Genomic DNA, 14,465 nt, shown 5'->3' with positions numbered 1-14,465 from the left:
ACGCCAGCACCAAGCCCGGAACAGCCACTACAAACGACGAGGCCACAGCCCGAAAACCGAAGCCTCATCACGCTAAGCACCGTTGCAGTACTAGCGCCCCGCCGGCGCCGCGCCGGTGGGGGCAACGCTGCCCGGCCTCCCCACAGCCGCCCAGGGCCCAGCCCGCGCCGCATCCTCGGACGGCCGGGCCGCCCCGAACCTTCGGCCCCCCGGGACCTCCCGCCCGGGTGCCCCTGGTCGGCGGCGGCCGAGACGAGCGACCAGGACACCAACAGCTGCAGCGCCGCCCCCGACCACACCAGCATCCGCACCAGCGGTTGCTGGGCGGCCGCCAACTGCCGCAGCAACAACCCACCGGGGCCAGGCCCCGAGCGCGAGAAGTCGGCCTGGCCGACTTCCTGTGCAGGTGCGCAAGCGGTGGTCCGGGAGTGTGGTGGGTGGAGCCAGGGCCCGGTTAAAGCCCGAGCGCGAGAAGTCGGCCTGGCCGACTTCCTGTGCAGGCGGGTGTGGGGCGGCGTGGCCGCCGCTGTGGGTGTGGTGGTGTTGCGGGGAGCGGATGAGGCCCCGAGCGCGAGAAGTCGGCTTGGCCGACTTCTCACGCGGGTGGGGCGGCTCGCCGCGGCGCGCAGGAAGTGGTGCTGGCGATCTGCGGGCGGGCGGCAGGGGGGCGCATCCCGGGGGTGGCCTCCGGCTTCCGGCCGCCGGGGCGGGGCTGGTGGCTCGGGCCGCGATGGGTCCGGGGGCTGTGATGCGTGGGGTCAGCCCGGGCGGCCGGTCCGCAGGAACGTGGCCAGCAGCTCGTGCAGCACGGCCGCGCCCTCATCGGCGAGCACCTCGTGCCCGGAGCCGGCCGCCTCGACGTAGCGGAAGTCCTCGCCCTCGACCCGGCCGATCCGCAGCAGTTCGTGCCGCAGCGACCGGGACTGGCTCACCGGCACGACCTCGTCCCGGTTGCCGTGCACCACCAGCAGCGGCGCGCTCAGCCGGTGCGCGAGCTGCAGCACGTCGCGCGGTCCGCGGGCGTCGGCGATCGGCTCGTCGCCGCCCAGGCGGTCGGTCAACGCCCGTACGGGGGGCGCCGCTTCGGCCAGCAGTCGGGCGCCGGACAGGAACGGTGCGACCACCGCGCAGCGGGAGACCTGCTCGGCCGGCGCGTGGGCGGCCGCCAGCAGCGCCAGGAAGGCGCCGTAGCTGACCCCGAAGAGGGCCGGCGGCTCCAGGCCGAGGGCGGCGCGCTGGCCCGCGATGCCGTCCAGCAGGTGCAGGACGTCGTCCAGGTCCGGCCCGCCCCAGGCGCCCCGGATGGCCAGTGCGTGCGCCACGCCGTAGCCGGTGGAGCCGCGCTGGTTCGGCGCGACGACCGCCAGGCCCTCGGCGGCCATCCGCTGCAGCGCCGGGTCGAACTCCAGCCGCCAGGCGTCCGCCGGGCCGCCGTGCAGCGCCAGCACCAGGTGCGGGCTGCTCAGCCAGGCGTCGCCGCCGTACACCACGGCCTCCAACGGGCCTGCCGGGCCCGCCAGTTCGAGGCTCTGCGCGGGCTGCCAGCGGCCGCCGTCCCCGGGCGGGGTGCTGCCGTCCAGCCGCCAGCCGGGCGGCACGGTCCGCACAGGGCGCACCCCGCCGGGCTGCCAGGGCAGGACGGTGTCCCGCCACGGGCCGGGCAACCCCGAGGCCAGCGGCGCGAGTTGGAGCGGCAGCGGGATCGGGCCGGTGGCGGCGGGCAGCGGCCCGTGCGTCAGCAGCGCGTCCACGTCGAGGGTGGCCAGGGCCGTCGGGTGGTCGGGCGAGGAGTACGGCAGCCGCAGCCCCGCCTCGCCCCAGTGCCCGACCGCGCCGAGCCGCCCGGGCGGCACCGGCAGCGGGTCCAGCCGCCCGGCCGAGGGCCGCCACAGCGCGAGCGCCGAGCCCGCGCCGTGGTCGATCTGCACGGCGACCCGGGGGCCGTCCGCCGCCACCCGCAGCGCGATCGGCCGCAGGACCATGCCTGCGACGTGCAGGCACTCCGGGAACCGCAGCGGTGCCCCGGCGCCCAGGACGCCCCAGCCGAGCCGGTCGGTGCCGGGCGCGTCGCTGCGCACCATCGCGAACCGGCTGTCCGGGTCGAACAGCACCAGGCGGTCGTTGCTCTGTGGGCCGATCTCCAGCAGCGGGCTGGTGGAGCCGGCGCGCAGGTCGAGTACCACGCCGCGGACCAGGCCCGCGTTCACCCGGTCCAGCGCGAGCAGCGCACCGGTGCGGTCCAGCCAGGTGCCGCCGCCGTGCAACCCGGGGATCTCGGCGACCTGTTCGGGTTCGCTGCCGTCCGTGCGTACCAGCCAGGCGGTGGTCGCCGGGCGGGTGTCGCTGCCGAGCGCGACCGCCACCGGCGTCCGCGGGTCGGCCCCGGCCTGCACTGGGAGCGGCAGCACCCGCAGCCCGGCCATCCGCAGCGAGCCCAACTGCTGTTCCACGGTGCCGTTCCCGCCGGCCGAGAGGCGGACCAGGTCGTGCCGCTCCCCGTCGTGCCGGCAGGTCAGCACCGAGCCGTCCGGCAGGGCGACCAGCTGCGAGCGCAGGCTCTCCGAGCGGTTGCCGGGCAGCGGCAGCGCGGTCGGCGTGGCCGGCCCGCCGTCCTGCGGGAGGCTCCAACTCTCCACGTACCAGCCGCTGTCGGCGGAGGAGGCGAGGCAGGCGGCGTGGCCGCCGTCGGCGGCGAAGGTGAAGCTCAGCCGGCGCAGGGCCTGGGTCATGGTCCGGGTGGCCACGTTCATGCTCCGCTCGCCCCGGTGGTGCCGGACAGGGACCGGCGTACGGTCGCCGGCGCCGGCGCCGGCCAGAGCCGGGGGCCGCCGTGGCGCAGCCGCGGCAGGAAGGCCGACGGGCCTGCCGTGTCGGTGCCGTAGCCGGGGGTGCAGCCGGTGCCGGTCCCGTCCGGGAGTGCCGGGAGGCCGTCGCACAGGGCGGCTCGGAAGGTGATCAGCTGGGCCAACTCCTCGGCGTTGGTGCGGAATTCGGTCTCTCGGGTGGCCTCGGTGAGGTCCAGCAGGTACGCGCCGGCACCGACCGGTCCGCGGCAGGCGCTCGCGCCGCCGTGCCAGCGGGCCGCCAGGACGGCGCGGGCCGGGTCGAGCGGGCCGGCGTCACCGGTGGCGCAGGCGAGCCGTAGCAGGACGCTGCCCGCGCCGGAGGAGCCGCTGCACCGGTGGGAGAGCCGGACGTGCTCCGGATCGCCCGCGTTCTGCGGCCACCAGGCGGTGTCGCGGTCGCGGCACCGCGCGGTGGCGGCGAGCGTCCGCCCGGCCTCGGCGGCGGCGAGGAGGAGTGCGCCCAAGCCAGCCAGGCCGTGGGCGATGCCGAGGAAGGTGATCCCGGCGAGCGCGGAGTCGAAGTCGGCGGGCACCGACCGGACGGTCCCGTACCGCTTGCGGCGGGCGGCCCGGTCGAGGAACCCGGGGCCATCGGACTCGGCTGCGTTGAACGCCGCCGCACCGGACTCGGCGGTGCCGTACTCGCCGGTCATGAACGCCTCGGCAGCGAAGCACAGTTGGATGAAGCCCGAACCGGCCGCGCTGTGGCGCACATCGGGGGCGGGCCGCTCGACGGGGATTCGGCGGCCGAGCCCGGCGGCGCGGTCGGCCGGCGCCTCGTCGCCCAGGGCGCGGGCGGCGTCCAGCAGGGCCCGGGCCGTCCCGGACCGTCCGAACGGCAGCCCGGGCAGCCCGGCCGGCTCGGCGGCGGCGCGCCGTTCGATCAGGGCGGCGGAGGTCCAGGCCGTCCGTGCGGCCTCCGCCGGGACGGACTTCGGGAGTCCGTCGGCCGTCACTGCCCGGGCCGGGACTGTCGGCGTCCTGGCGGCCCGGTGCTGCATGTCGCACGGGTCGGTCCGCTTCCCGGCGGGCGCCACCGGCCGGAGCCGGTCCCGGTGCTCGGGCGTGGCGGTGACGGCGGGGGCGGCCTGTTGCCGGGCGGGGGCGCGCCACAGCGGGGTGAGAGCGGGCGGCGGGGCGACGGCGGCGGGCCGGGCGGCGCCCGGACCCGGGCCGTCCGCGCGCAGCGCTGCCCGCGCCCGGGCCACCTCCCACCGCTGCCGCGGGTCCTCCGCCCGCAGCCCGAGGACCGCCGGTGCCAGCCGCCGGGCCGTCCCGCCGGTGCGGGCCGCGAGGGCGAGCCAGCGGCCGAGGCGCTCGCCGACCGGGCGGGCCCGCGGGAGGTCCTCCGGCAGCAGCGGGTCGTGGCCGGTGGCCAAGAGGAAGAGCAGCCCGCCGAGCGCGTACAGGTCGACGGCCGGGTCGGCGACGCGGCTGCGGGCGGGGGCGAGCCGGCCGGGCCCGTGCTCGGGGGCGCGGTAGCCGGGGGTGCCGGCCGAGCCCGCGAGCCGTCCGGCCTCGGTGGCGAGTGCGAGGTCGACCAGCCGCAGCGTGCCGTCCGGGCGGACCACGACGTTGCCGGGGGAGAGGTCGCGCAGCACCAGCCCCTGGGCGTGCACCCGCTCGACCAGGTCGAGCAGACCGTGCGCCACCGGCCCGGCCTCGGCCCAGGCGACGTCCGGGCTGCCGTCGCGCCGCAGCCGGGCGGCCACCCAGCCGTCCAGGGGCTGCCCGGCGATTCGTTCCTGCACCAGGAAGGCGGAGTCCTCCTGCTCGATCAGTTCGACGGCGTACGGCGCCAGCCCCTGCCCGGCCAGCCGGGCGAGCAGCGCGGCCTCGTGCCGCAGTGCGTCGCGGGCGTCGGCGCCAGCCCGGCCCACCTCCCTGAGTGCCCGGGCCTGCTTGACCACGACCTCGGCGCCGCTCGACGCCTCCCGGCCGAGGAACACCCCGCCCTCGGCGCCGTGCCGCACGGCCGCCGTCACCGCGTACCGCCCGGCCAGCAGCACCCCGCCCCGGCGCCGACCGGCCGCGCCCGCGCGCGCTGAGACCCGCTCCCCGCCCGGCCCGCGCAGCGCCGAGCGGTACTCCCCGTCGTCGCCCGGCTCCGCCGGCAGCGCGAACGCGCCGTACCGGTAGTGCACCCGGCTCCCGGCCCGGTACGGCCGGCCGGAGAGCAGCACCGGCCCCGGCAGCCCCGCCGTGGCCCGGTCCAGCTCGGCCGCCAGCCGCTGGAACTGGGCGTCGCCGACCGGGTGGACGGTGATGAACTCGCCCGCCGAACCCCGGTCGCTGTTGCGTGAGTTGAGTTCGCTCAGCCGCTCCTGTGTGGCAGCGAACCGGAAGCCGCACGGATCCCCGGCGAGCACCCGGACCACCGCCGAGAGCACCGCCTCGCCCGCCGCCGAGGCCGCGCTGACATGGAGCTTCCAGCCCCGCTCCGGCAGCGGCGGGGACCCGGGCGGCCGGGCCGTGCACCAGAAGCCGCCGACGGTGACGTCCCAGCCACCACCGCCTCCTCCGCCTCCGGCACCGGCCAGCGCCGCCCGCGCCGCCTCCGGCCACGACGGCCACGACGGACGTGACGGACGTGACGGCGACGGCGGCCACGACGGCGACGACGGCGACGACGCCCACGACCCCGCCGCACCCGGTCCGCGCTCCACCGATCCCCTGCCCCCGGCCGTACGCAGCGATGTGCCCGCCCTCATTCGCCACCACATCCCTTCGTCTCCGCCGCCGCCTCCGGGTGCCCACTGCTCGCGGCACCCGGGCGGACGGCCCGGCCTGATCGGTGTCTCCCGGAAGGAGCGGCAGTGCCGCCCCGGGGCGGGAGCGCTCACCCGGATCCCGTCCGGCCCGGCGCGGCATCCGCCCGACCTCCGGTCGCGGCTGTCACCAGGGCAACTCCCGTTCGCAGGAGTGAAGTTACTTTCGAGCCAACCGAAGCCTCAACGCAGAGCCGGTCACTTCACTCGTAAGGGTGATCAGGGCGTGGTTTCGAATTCGTACGAGAACCCTGCTGTGAGTAACGGGCGCCCGGCGCGCGGCCGCGTACGGAGCGCGCGGAGCCCGCCGGGCGCCGCCCACCGCAGATTGACGCGCATCCGTACGCCCGCAGCTCCCGCGTCCGAACAGCCGCGGCGGCTTCCACCCGGCTTCCCCAGCCCCCACCCCGGCGGCCCGCCGAACGGCCGAGGCCCGACCGCCCCCGCGCGCACGGTAGTCTCGACAGGTGCCGAAACTGTCCGACGTCATCACCGCGCTCGAAGAGGTCTACCCGCCGCAGTGGGCGGAGTCCTGGGACGCCGTCGGCCTGGTCTGCGGGGACCCTCAGGCCGAGGTCAACCGCGTGCTGTTCGCCGTCGACCCCGTCCAGGCGGTCGTCGACGAGGCCGTGGAGTGGGGCGCCGACCTCGTGGTCACCCACCACCCCCTCTACCTGCGCGGCACCACCAGCGTCGCCGCCACCACCTTCAAGGGCCGGGTGGTGCACACGCTGATCACCAACGGCATCGCCCTGCACGTCGCCCACACCAACGCCGACCACGCCGACCCCGGCGTCTCGGACGCGCTCGCCGAGGCGGTGGGCCTGCGGGTGACCGGCCCGCTGGTGGCGGACCCGACCGACCCGCTGGGCCGCCGCGGCACCGGCCGGATCGGCCTGCTGGAGCCCCCGCTGACCCTCGCCGCCTTCGCCGCGCAGGTGGCGAAGGGCCTGCCCGCCACCGCCGCCGGCGTCCGCGTCGCCGGCGACCCGAACCGGCTGATCAGCCGGGTCGCGGTGTGCGGCGGCTCGGGCGACAGCCTCTTCGCCGACGTCCGGTCGGCCGGCGTGGACGCCTACCTGACCGCCGACCTGCGCCACCACCCGGCCTCCGAGGCCGCTGAGGCGGCGCCCGTCGCGCTGCTCGACGCCGCCCACTGGGCCACCGAGTGGCCCTGGCTCACCCTGGCCGAGCGGGCCCTGCTGGCCGCCGCCGACAAGCGCGGCTGGGCCGTGGAGACCAAGGTCTCCCACCGGGTCACCGACCCGTGGACCGCGCACGCCCCCATGTCCTTCACCGCCTGACCCGATTCACAGGAGCTCTCCGCTTGAACGCCGCGCCCGCCGACCAGATCCGCCTGCTCGACCTCCAGGCCATCGACTCGAAGCTCGACCAGCTGGCCCACCGGCGCCGGAGCCTGCCCGAGCACGCCGAGATCGAGAAGGCCACCGCCGACCACACCGCGCTCAAGGACCTCGTCGTCGCCGCCGAGGCCCAGAAGGGCGACACCGCCCGCGAGCTGACCAAGGCCGAGCAGGACGTCGAGCAGGTCCGCGCCCGTGCCGCCCGCAACCAGCAGCGCCTGGACTCCGGCGCGATCACCTCGCCGAAGGACCTGGAGAACCTCCAGCACGAGATCGGCTCGCTCGCCAAGCGCCAGGACGACCTGGAGGAGGTCGTGCTGGGGATCATGGAGCGCCAGGAGAGCGCCACCACCCGGGTCGAGGAGCTGTCCGCCCGGCTGGAGCACTCCACCGTCGTCCTCAAGGAGGCCGAGGGCCGCCGCGACGCCGCCTTCGCCGAGATCGACGCGGAGGCCGACAAGGTCAAGCGCGACCGCGAGACCGTCGCCGCCGTCATCCCGGCCGACCTGCTGAAGCTCTACGCCAAGCTGCGCGAGACCCAGGGCGGCGTCGGCGCGGCCCGCCTCTACCAGCGCCGCTGCGAGGGCTGCCGCACCGAGTTCTCGATCACCGAGCTGAACGCCATCAAGGCCGAGCCGGCCGACAAGGTGGTCCGCTGCGAGAACTGCTCGCGGATCCTGGTCCGCACCGCCGACTCGGGCGTCTGAGCCGGTGACGGCGCGCTTCATCGTCGAGGCTGACGGCGGGTCCCGGGGCAACCCGGGGCCGGCCGGCTACGGCGCGGTGGTCCGGGACGGGGACACCGGGCAGATCGTCGCCGAGGCCGCCGAGTTCATCGGCCACGCCACCAACAACGTGGCCGAGTACAAGGGCCTGATCGCCGGGCTCCGGGCGGCCCGCGAGCTGGACCCGGACGCCTCGGTGGACGTCCGGATGGACTCCAAGCTGGTCGTCGAGCAGATGTCCGGGCGCTGGAAGATCAAGCACCCCGACATGCAGCCGCTCGCCGCCGAGGCGCGCACCGTCTTCCCGCGCGCCCGGGTCACGTACACCTGGATCCCGCGCGAGCGGAACAAGGACGCGGACCGGCTGGCCAACGAGGCGATGGACGCGGGCCGGGCCGGGCGGCAGTGGGAGCCCAGGCCGAAGGCCCCCGTCACCGCCGACGAGCCCCCGCTGGAGACCGCCGCCCCCAAGGCCGGCTGGGCCGCCCCGGCCGACCTCGGCACCCCGACCACCTTCGTCCTGCTGCGCCACGGCGAGACCCCGCTCACCCCGGAGAAGCGTTTCTCCGGCAGCGGCGGCAGCGACCCGGAGCTCTCCGACAAGGGCCGCTGGCAGGCCGAGCGGGCCGCCGAGGCGCTGGCCGCGCGCGGCAGCGTCCAGGCGGTCGTGGCCTCCCCGATGCGCCGCACCCGGCAGACCGCCGAGACCGTCGCCGCCCGGCTCGGCCTGGAGGTCCGGTACGAGGACGGGCTGCGCGAGGTCGACTTCGGCGACTGGGAGGGCCTGACCTTCGCCGAGGTGCGGGAGCGCTACCCGGACGACCTGACCACCTGGCTCGGCTCCGCCAAGGCCAAGCCGACCGGCGGCGGCGAGAGCTTCACCGCGCTCACCCACCGGATCGGCGTCGCCCGCGACAGGATCATCGCCCGGTACGCGGGGAAGACCGTGCTGGTGGTCTCGCACGTCAGCCCGATCAAGACCCTGGTCCGGCTGGCGCTCGGCGCCCCGCCGGACTCGATGTACCGGATGGAGCTGTCCGCCGCCTCGATCTGCGCCGTCCAGTACTACGCGGACGGCAACGCCTCGCTGCGGCTGCTCAACGACACCTCGCACCTGCGCTGACCCGGCCGAGGTAGCCGGGTCGGCCGGGCCGGCGGCGTCGGCCGGTCAGTGCACCTCGCTGACCACCACGTCCAGCTGCCACGGCTTGCGGGCGGTGCCCTCCGCCGCCAGCTCCACCCGGTGGCCCAGCTCCAGCAGCGCGTCCATCAGGTCGCCGGGGGTCTTCGGCTCGGCGCCGGTGACCAGCAGGTCCCGGACGATCCGCCCCTTGGTCGCCTTGTTGAAGTGGCTGACCACGGTCCGCCTGCCGTCGCGCTCCTGGAGCACCCGGACGGTCGCGGTCCGGGAGGCCACCTCGCCGGCCGGCTTCCAGGCCGCCGCGTAGGCGGAGCTGCGCAGGTCCAGCACCAGCCCGTCCGCGACCTCGGGGAGCACCGGGGCCATCGCGCTCCGCCAGTACGCCCCGAGCGCCCCCAGCTCCGGGAGTTTGACGCCCATCGAGCAGCGGTACGACGGAATCCGGTCGGAGATCCGCACGGCGCCCCAGAGGCCGGAGAAGACCAGCAGCGAGCGCTCGGCCCGGCCGTACGCGGCGGCGTCCAGGGTGGCCAGGCCGAGGTTGTCGAACAGCACCCCGGTGTACACCTCGCCCGCCGGGCGCGCCCCGGCCGTCGGCAGCCCGGCGTTCTTGGCGATCTCGCCGCGCAGGCCCGGGCTCAGCCCCAGCACCCGCGCGGCGGTGGACTCGTCGCCCCGGCACAGGCCCACCAGTGCGTCCAGCACCGCGCCGCGCGCCGCCGTCAGCCCGGGCAGCGACAGCCGCTCCAGCGCCACCGGCCCGCCGTCCCCGGATCCGGCCTTGCCCTCCGAAGGCGGCAGCAGCACCAGCACAGCGGACTCCTCAACAATTTGTGGCGGACGAACCCCGCCACCCTACTGCCGCCGCTCCGGCTCCCAGCGCCACGCAGAGGGGCGAGTAGTACCGGACGTTCAGCCGCCGGAACCGCTCCGAGCGCTCGGACACCCGGCCGAACAGCACCGGCCCGCCGAGCCCCCGGGCCAGCATCACCCCCGCCACCGTCCGCACCCCGGCCCGCCGCACCCGCTCCGGCCCCACCTTCGGCAGCACCCCGGCCTCCGCCCCCACCAGGTACGCGGCCGTCCCCAGCATCCCGGCCACCGCGACGCACGCCGCCGCCGGCGGCACCCCGTCCCCCGTCCCCACCACGGCGTCCGCGAACTCCTCCGGCGTCCGCAGCGGCCACGGCGTCACGGTCCACACCGCGTGCAGCACCCCGGTCACCCCCAGCGCCGCCGCGACCACACCCCCGGCGACCCGCACCGCACCACCCATCACCGAACTCCCTCCAGCCACGGCTCCGTTCCGCCCACCCTACGAACCCTTACGACCGCTCCCACCCGTGGTGTCCGAAGTCCCGCCGGGGCGCCGAGCGTCCGCCCGGGACCACCCGACGCGGGCGGGGCCGGCCGTTCCCGCCGGGTGCGCGAATTGTCCGACACGCCCTAGTCTGGCGTGCATGCCTCGCCGAAAACTGCGCGTCAAGGCCGCGGACTCCGCCCGGATCAACACCGAGCTGACCGAGCTCCGCACCCGGCTGGAGATCCACACCGAGTGGCCGCGGGCCGTGCTCGCCGAGGCGGAGGAGGCGGCCGAGCGGCCCCGGCTGCCCGAGCACGACGCCACCGAGCTGCCGCTGTTCACCGTCGACCCGCCCGGCTCCCGCGACCTCGACCAGGCCATGCACCTCGCCCACCGCCCCGGCGGGGGCTACCGGGTGCACTACGCGATCGCCGACGTCGCCGCCTTCGTCCACCCCGGCGGCGCGATCGACACCGAGGCCCGCCGCCGGGTCGAGACCCTCTACTTCCCCGACCACCGCGTCCCGCTGCATCCCACCCGGATCTCCGAGGACGCCGCCAGCCTGCTGCCCGGCGAGCCCCGCCCCGCCCTGCTCTGGCAGCTCGACCTGGACGCCGACGGCGCCGTCGTCCTCGCCGACCTGCGCCGCGCCCTGGTCCGCTCGCACCGCCGCCTGGACTACGCCGCCGTCGAGCGCGCCGTGGCGGCCGGCGGCGCCGACGAGCAGCTCGCCCTGCTCGCCACCGTCGGGCGGCTGCGCGAGGAGCAGGAGCGCGCCCGCGGCGGGATCAGCCTCCCCGTGCCGGAGCAGGAGGTCGAGGAGACCCTGCACGGCTACGTCCTCGGCTACCGCGCCCCCGGCCCCGCCGACGGCTGGAACGCCCAGATCTCCCTGCTCACCGGCATGGCCGCGGCCGAGCTGATGCTGGACGCGGGCGTCGGCCTGCTGCGCACCCTGCCCGCCGCGCCCGCCGCCGGGTACGAGCGGCTGCGCCGGATCGCCGCCGCGCTGGACGTGGACTGGCCGCAGGCCGTGCCGTACCCCGAGCTGATCCGCTCGCTGGACCCGGACGTCCCGCTCAACGCCGCCTTCCTCAACGCCTGTACGGGCCTGCTGCGCGGCGCCGGCTACCACGCCTTCGACGAGTCCCGCGGCCTGCCCGCCCCCGCCGAGCCGGGCCACGCCGCGCTCGCCGCCCCGTACGCGCACTGCACCGCGCCGCTGCGGCGGCTCGGCGACCGCTTCGCCCAGGAGGTGTGCGCGGCGGTGGCGGCGGGGGAGGAGGTGCCGCCCTGGGCGCGGGAGGCGCTGCCGACCCTCCCGGCGCTGATGGCGAGCGGGGACCGGCGGGCCGGCGAGGTCGAACGGGCGTGCGTGGACCTGGTGGAGGCGGAGCTGCTCGCGGGCCGGGAGGGCGAGGACTTCGCCGCGGTCGTGGTCGACGTGGACGAGCGGCGGCCCGGCTCCGGCACCGTCCAGCTGCGCGACCCGGCCGTCCGGGCCCGCTGCGACGGACCGGCCGACGGGCTGCCGCTCGGGCGGGTGATCGACGTCCGGCTGACGACGGCCGACCCGGTCACCCGGACCGTCCGCTTCACCGCCGTCTGACGGTCCGGCCGCAGCGGGGGCGCCCCCTGCGCGCGTGCCCCCGTACGCGCGCCTCCGCCCGGGCAGGCCGCCCGTACGTGAGCCCTGTCCGCGCGCCGCCCGCCCGAGAAGGCCGCCCGCACGTGAGCCCCGTCCGCGCGCCCTCCGCACGCGCCACCCGCACGCGCCACCCGGACGCGCCGCCCACCCGCCCCGCCGGGCCCCGCGGTGGGAGGATCGGTCCGTGCCCGACCCCCAGCCCCGCGCCGCCGCCGCGCCCGCGCCCGCGCCAGCCCCCGGGCCCGCGCTCGGGCGCCGCCACCGCCTGCTCGTCCTGGCGATCTGCTGCCTGAGCCTGTTCATCGTCGGCCTCGACAACACCGTGGTGAACATCGCCCTGCCGGTGATCCAGCGGGACCTGGACGCCCCGGCGTCCGGGCTGCAGTGGATCACCGCGGCCTACACCCTGGTGCTGGCCTCGCTGCTGATGCTGTTCGGCTCGGTGGCCGACCGCTTCGGCCGCCGCCGGGTGTTCCAGGCCGGCCTGGTCTGCTTCGCGCTCGGCTCGCTGCTGTGCAGCCTGGCGCCGAGCCTCGGCTGGCTGGTGGCGTTCCGGGCGCTCCAGGCGGTGGGCGGCTCGATGCTCAACCCGGTGGCCATGTCGATCATCACCAACACCTTCACCGACCCGAAGGAACGGGCCCGGGCGATCGGCGTCTGGGGCGGCGTGGTCGGCATCTCGATGGCGCTCGGCCCGCTGCTCGGCGGTTTCCTGGTGGACAGCGCCGGCTGGCCGTCGATCTTCCTGATCAACGTCCCGGTGGCGCTCGCCGCCATCGCGCTGACCGCCCGCTACGTCCCGGAGTCCCGCGCGCCCCGGCCGCGTCGGCTGGACCCGGTGGGGCAGCTGCTGATGGTCGTGCTGCTCGGCTGCGGCACCGCCGCGATCATCGAGGGCCCGGCCAACGGCTGGACCTCCCCGCTGATCCTCGCCCTGGCCGCGACCGCCGTGGCCGCGCTGGCCGCCTTCCCGCTCTGGGAGCGGCGGGTGGCCGAACCACTGGTGGACCCGCGGTTCTTCGCCAGCGCGCCGTTCACCGGCGCCACCGTCACCGCGGTCTGCGCCTTCGCCGCGCTCGGCGGCTTCCTCTTCCTCAACACCCTCTACCTCCAGGACGTCCGCCACTACGGCCCGGTCGAGGCCGGCCTGTGGACGCTGCCGATGGCCGGGATGATGCTGGTCTGCGCGCCGCTGTCCGGACGGATCGTCGCCGCCCGGGGCCCGCGCCTGCCGCTGGTCGCGGCCGGGCTCGGCCTCGCCGCGAGCGGGCTGCTGCTCACCCGGCTGGCCGCCGACTCCCCGCCGGCGCTGCTGCTGGCCGCGTACGGGCTGTTCGGTTTCGGCTTCGGCCTGGTGAACGCGCCGGTGACCAACGCCGCCGTGGCCGGCATGCCGCGCGCCCAGGCGGGGGTGGCGGCCGCGGTCGCCTCGACCAGCCGTCAGGTCGGCCAGTCGCTGGGCGTGGCGGTGATCGGCACGGTCGTCACCTCGGCCGTGGCCGGGCCGTTCGCGACCGGCTTCGCCCCGGCCAGCCGCGCCGGCTGGTGGATCCTGGTGGGCCTGGGCGGCGCCGTCCTCGCCCTCGGCCTGGCCACCACCACCGCCTGGGCGGGCGCGACGGCCGCCCGGGTGGCCGCCCGCCTCGGCGCCGAGCCGCCGGCCGTCCGGTCCGGTGTACGGGAGGCGCCGCCCGAGCGGCTACGATGACCACTACGGCGGAAGAGTCGGCCGGGCGGTCGCGACGGGTCCCAGACCCGCCGAGGAACGTCCGGGCTCCACAGAGCAGGGTGGTGGGTAACGCCCACCCGGGGTGACCCGCGGGACAGTGCCACAGAAAACAGACCGCCCACCGCTTTTCGTGGTGGGTAAGGGTGAAACGGTGGTGTAAGAGACCACCAGCGACCGGGGTGACCCGGCCGGCTAGGTAAACCCCACCTGGAGCAAGGTCAAGATCGGTGCCCTCGGGCACCGTGCGCGGACGTTCGAAGGCTGCTCGCCCGAGTCCGCGGGTGGACCGCACGAGGCTGTCGGCAACGGCAGCCCTAGATGGATGGCCGCCTCCCCGGGCCGCGCAAGCGACCCGGGAGACAGAACCCGGCGTACAGGCCGACTCTTCCGCCCCCTTCTCTCCCGCCGGCCGGCGGGGCCCGGTCAGGCCGGGTGGGCGCCGACGGCGTCGCGGATCTGGTCGCCGAGGCCGCCGTTGACGCGGGCGCAGTTGGCGCAGCAGAAGAACCTGCCGGCCACCTCGACGCCGTGCCCGACGATGCGGACGTCGCACTGCTCGCAGCGCGGGGCGAGCTTCTCCATCGCGCATTCGAAGCTGTCGAAGGTGTAGGTGTCGCCGGTGACCGTTTTGATCTCGAAGGCCAGCCAGTAGTCGTTGCCGCAGGTGACGCAGATGGCCATGGCGGCCGTCTCCTTCCGGTGGGGGCGGCGGCCCTGGGTGGCCGCGCAGCCACCTCCAGTCTTGGAGGCTTCCCGGGAGACGGCCACTCGACGGCGTCAGGTGGCGTCAGGTGGTGTCAGGCGGCGTCACGCTGTGTCAGGCGGAGCGGGCGGCCTCAGAAAGTGTTGGGTAATTGATCAACTGCACGCTGTGATGCGTTGGCGGGGTTTTTGGGGGGGGGTGTGTGGCAGCTGTAAACACCCCAGGATGTTTGGGAGGT

The 14,465-nt window shown here is 76.4% G+C and carries 10 protein-coding genes and 1 other RNA gene; 6 read left to right on the top strand and 5 right to left on the bottom strand.

Going from position 1 to position 14,465, the window contains the following annotated elements; all coding sequences use genetic code 11:
* Positions 1–758 precede the first annotated feature (758 nt).
* Both ABZW03_RS24110 and lanL read right to left on the bottom strand, forming a co-directional pair.
* Positions 759–2,744, bottom strand: coding sequence for an alpha/beta fold hydrolase (locus ABZW03_RS24110; protein ID WP_355261885.1), 1,986 nt, complete (start codon positions 2,742–2,744; stop codon positions 759–761).
* 2 nt (positions 2,745–2,746) lie between these two features.
* Entirely contained in the window at positions 2,747–5,557 is a 2,811-nt protein-coding gene (lanL, locus tag ABZW03_RS24105; protein WP_355261883.1) for a class IV lanthionine synthetase LanL, read from the bottom strand.
* Between the two features lie 524 nt (positions 5,558–6,081).
* On the opposite strand from lanL, the gene ABZW03_RS24100 reads away from it, so the two are divergent.
* Genes ABZW03_RS24100 through ABZW03_RS24090 form a run of 3 tightly spaced genes read left to right on the top strand, consistent with a single transcriptional unit; the run spans position 6,082 to position 8,826 of the window.
* Positions 6,082–6,918, top strand: a complete 837-nt coding sequence (locus tag ABZW03_RS24100; RefSeq protein ID WP_355261880.1) for a Nif3-like dinuclear metal center hexameric protein — start codon at positions 6,082–6,084, stop codon at positions 6,916–6,918.
* A gap of 23 nt (positions 6,919–6,941) precedes the next feature.
* Entirely contained in the window at positions 6,942–7,685 is a 744-nt protein-coding gene (locus tag ABZW03_RS24095; protein ID WP_355261877.1) for a C4-type zinc ribbon domain-containing protein, read from the top strand.
* Positions 7,686–7,689: 4 nt separating this feature from the next.
* Positions 7,690–8,826, top strand: coding sequence for a bifunctional RNase H/acid phosphatase (locus ABZW03_RS24090; RefSeq protein WP_355261874.1), 1,137 nt, complete (start codon positions 7,690–7,692; stop codon positions 8,824–8,826).
* 45 nt (positions 8,827–8,871) lie between these two features.
* On the opposite strand, the gene yaaA is transcribed toward ABZW03_RS24090, so the two are convergent.
* On the bottom strand, positions 8,872–9,657 hold the full coding sequence (gene yaaA, locus ABZW03_RS24085) for a peroxide stress protein YaaA (protein ID WP_355261871.1): 786 nt from the start codon (positions 9,655–9,657) through the stop codon (positions 8,872–8,874).
* A 10-nt stretch (positions 9,658–9,667) separates the two neighbouring features.
* Positions 9,668–10,120, bottom strand: coding sequence for a DUF3995 domain-containing protein (locus ABZW03_RS24080; RefSeq protein WP_355261868.1), 453 nt, complete (start codon positions 10,118–10,120; stop codon positions 9,668–9,670).
* A gap of 184 nt (positions 10,121–10,304) precedes the next feature.
* On the opposite strand from ABZW03_RS24080, the gene ABZW03_RS24075 reads away from it, so the two are divergent.
* The 3 genes from ABZW03_RS24075 (at position 10,305) to rnpB (ending at position 13,914) form a co-directional block, all read left to right on the top strand.
* Positions 10,305–11,756, top strand: coding sequence for an RNB domain-containing ribonuclease (locus ABZW03_RS24075; RefSeq protein ID WP_355261865.1), 1,452 nt, complete (start codon positions 10,305–10,307; stop codon positions 11,754–11,756).
* A 304-nt stretch (positions 11,757–12,060) separates the two neighbouring features.
* Entirely contained in the window at positions 12,061–13,503 is a 1,443-nt protein-coding gene (locus ABZW03_RS24070; protein ID WP_355261888.1) for an MFS transporter, read from the top strand.
* 13 nt (positions 13,504–13,516) lie between these two features.
* Positions 13,517–13,914, top strand: an RNA gene (rnpB, locus tag ABZW03_RS24065) — RNase P RNA component class A.
* A gap of 33 nt (positions 13,915–13,947) precedes the next feature.
* On the opposite strand, the gene ABZW03_RS24060 is transcribed toward rnpB, so the two are convergent.
* On the bottom strand, positions 13,948–14,205 hold the full coding sequence (locus tag ABZW03_RS24060) for a Prokaryotic metallothionein (protein WP_355261862.1): 258 nt from the start codon (positions 14,203–14,205) through the stop codon (positions 13,948–13,950).
* Positions 14,206–14,465: the final 260 nt, after the last annotated feature.

This window comes from Kitasatospora sp. NPDC004799 (assembly GCF_040609095.1).
Lineage (GTDB): Bacteria > Actinomycetota > Actinomycetes > Streptomycetales > Streptomycetaceae > Kitasatospora.
The sequence above is the reverse complement of the archived record's forward strand: the minus strand, read 5'-3'. Positions and strand labels throughout refer to the sequence as shown.

Coding starts and splice junctions, on each gene's coding strand:
- lanL (WP_355261883.1), bottom strand. CDS start 5,557: ATGAGGGCGGGCACATCGCTGCGTACGGCCGGGGGCAGGGGATCGGTG.
- ABZW03_RS24080 (WP_355261868.1), bottom strand. CDS start 10,120: ATGGGTGGTGCGGTGCGGGTCGCCGGGGGTGTGGTCGCGGCGGCGCTG.
- ABZW03_RS24075 (WP_355261865.1), top strand. CDS start 10,305: ATGCCTCGCCGAAAACTGCGCGTCAAGGCCGCGGACTCCGCCCGGATC.
- ABZW03_RS24060 (WP_355261862.1), bottom strand. CDS start 14,205: ATGGCCATCTGCGTCACCTGCGGCAACGACTACTGGCTGGCCTTCGAG.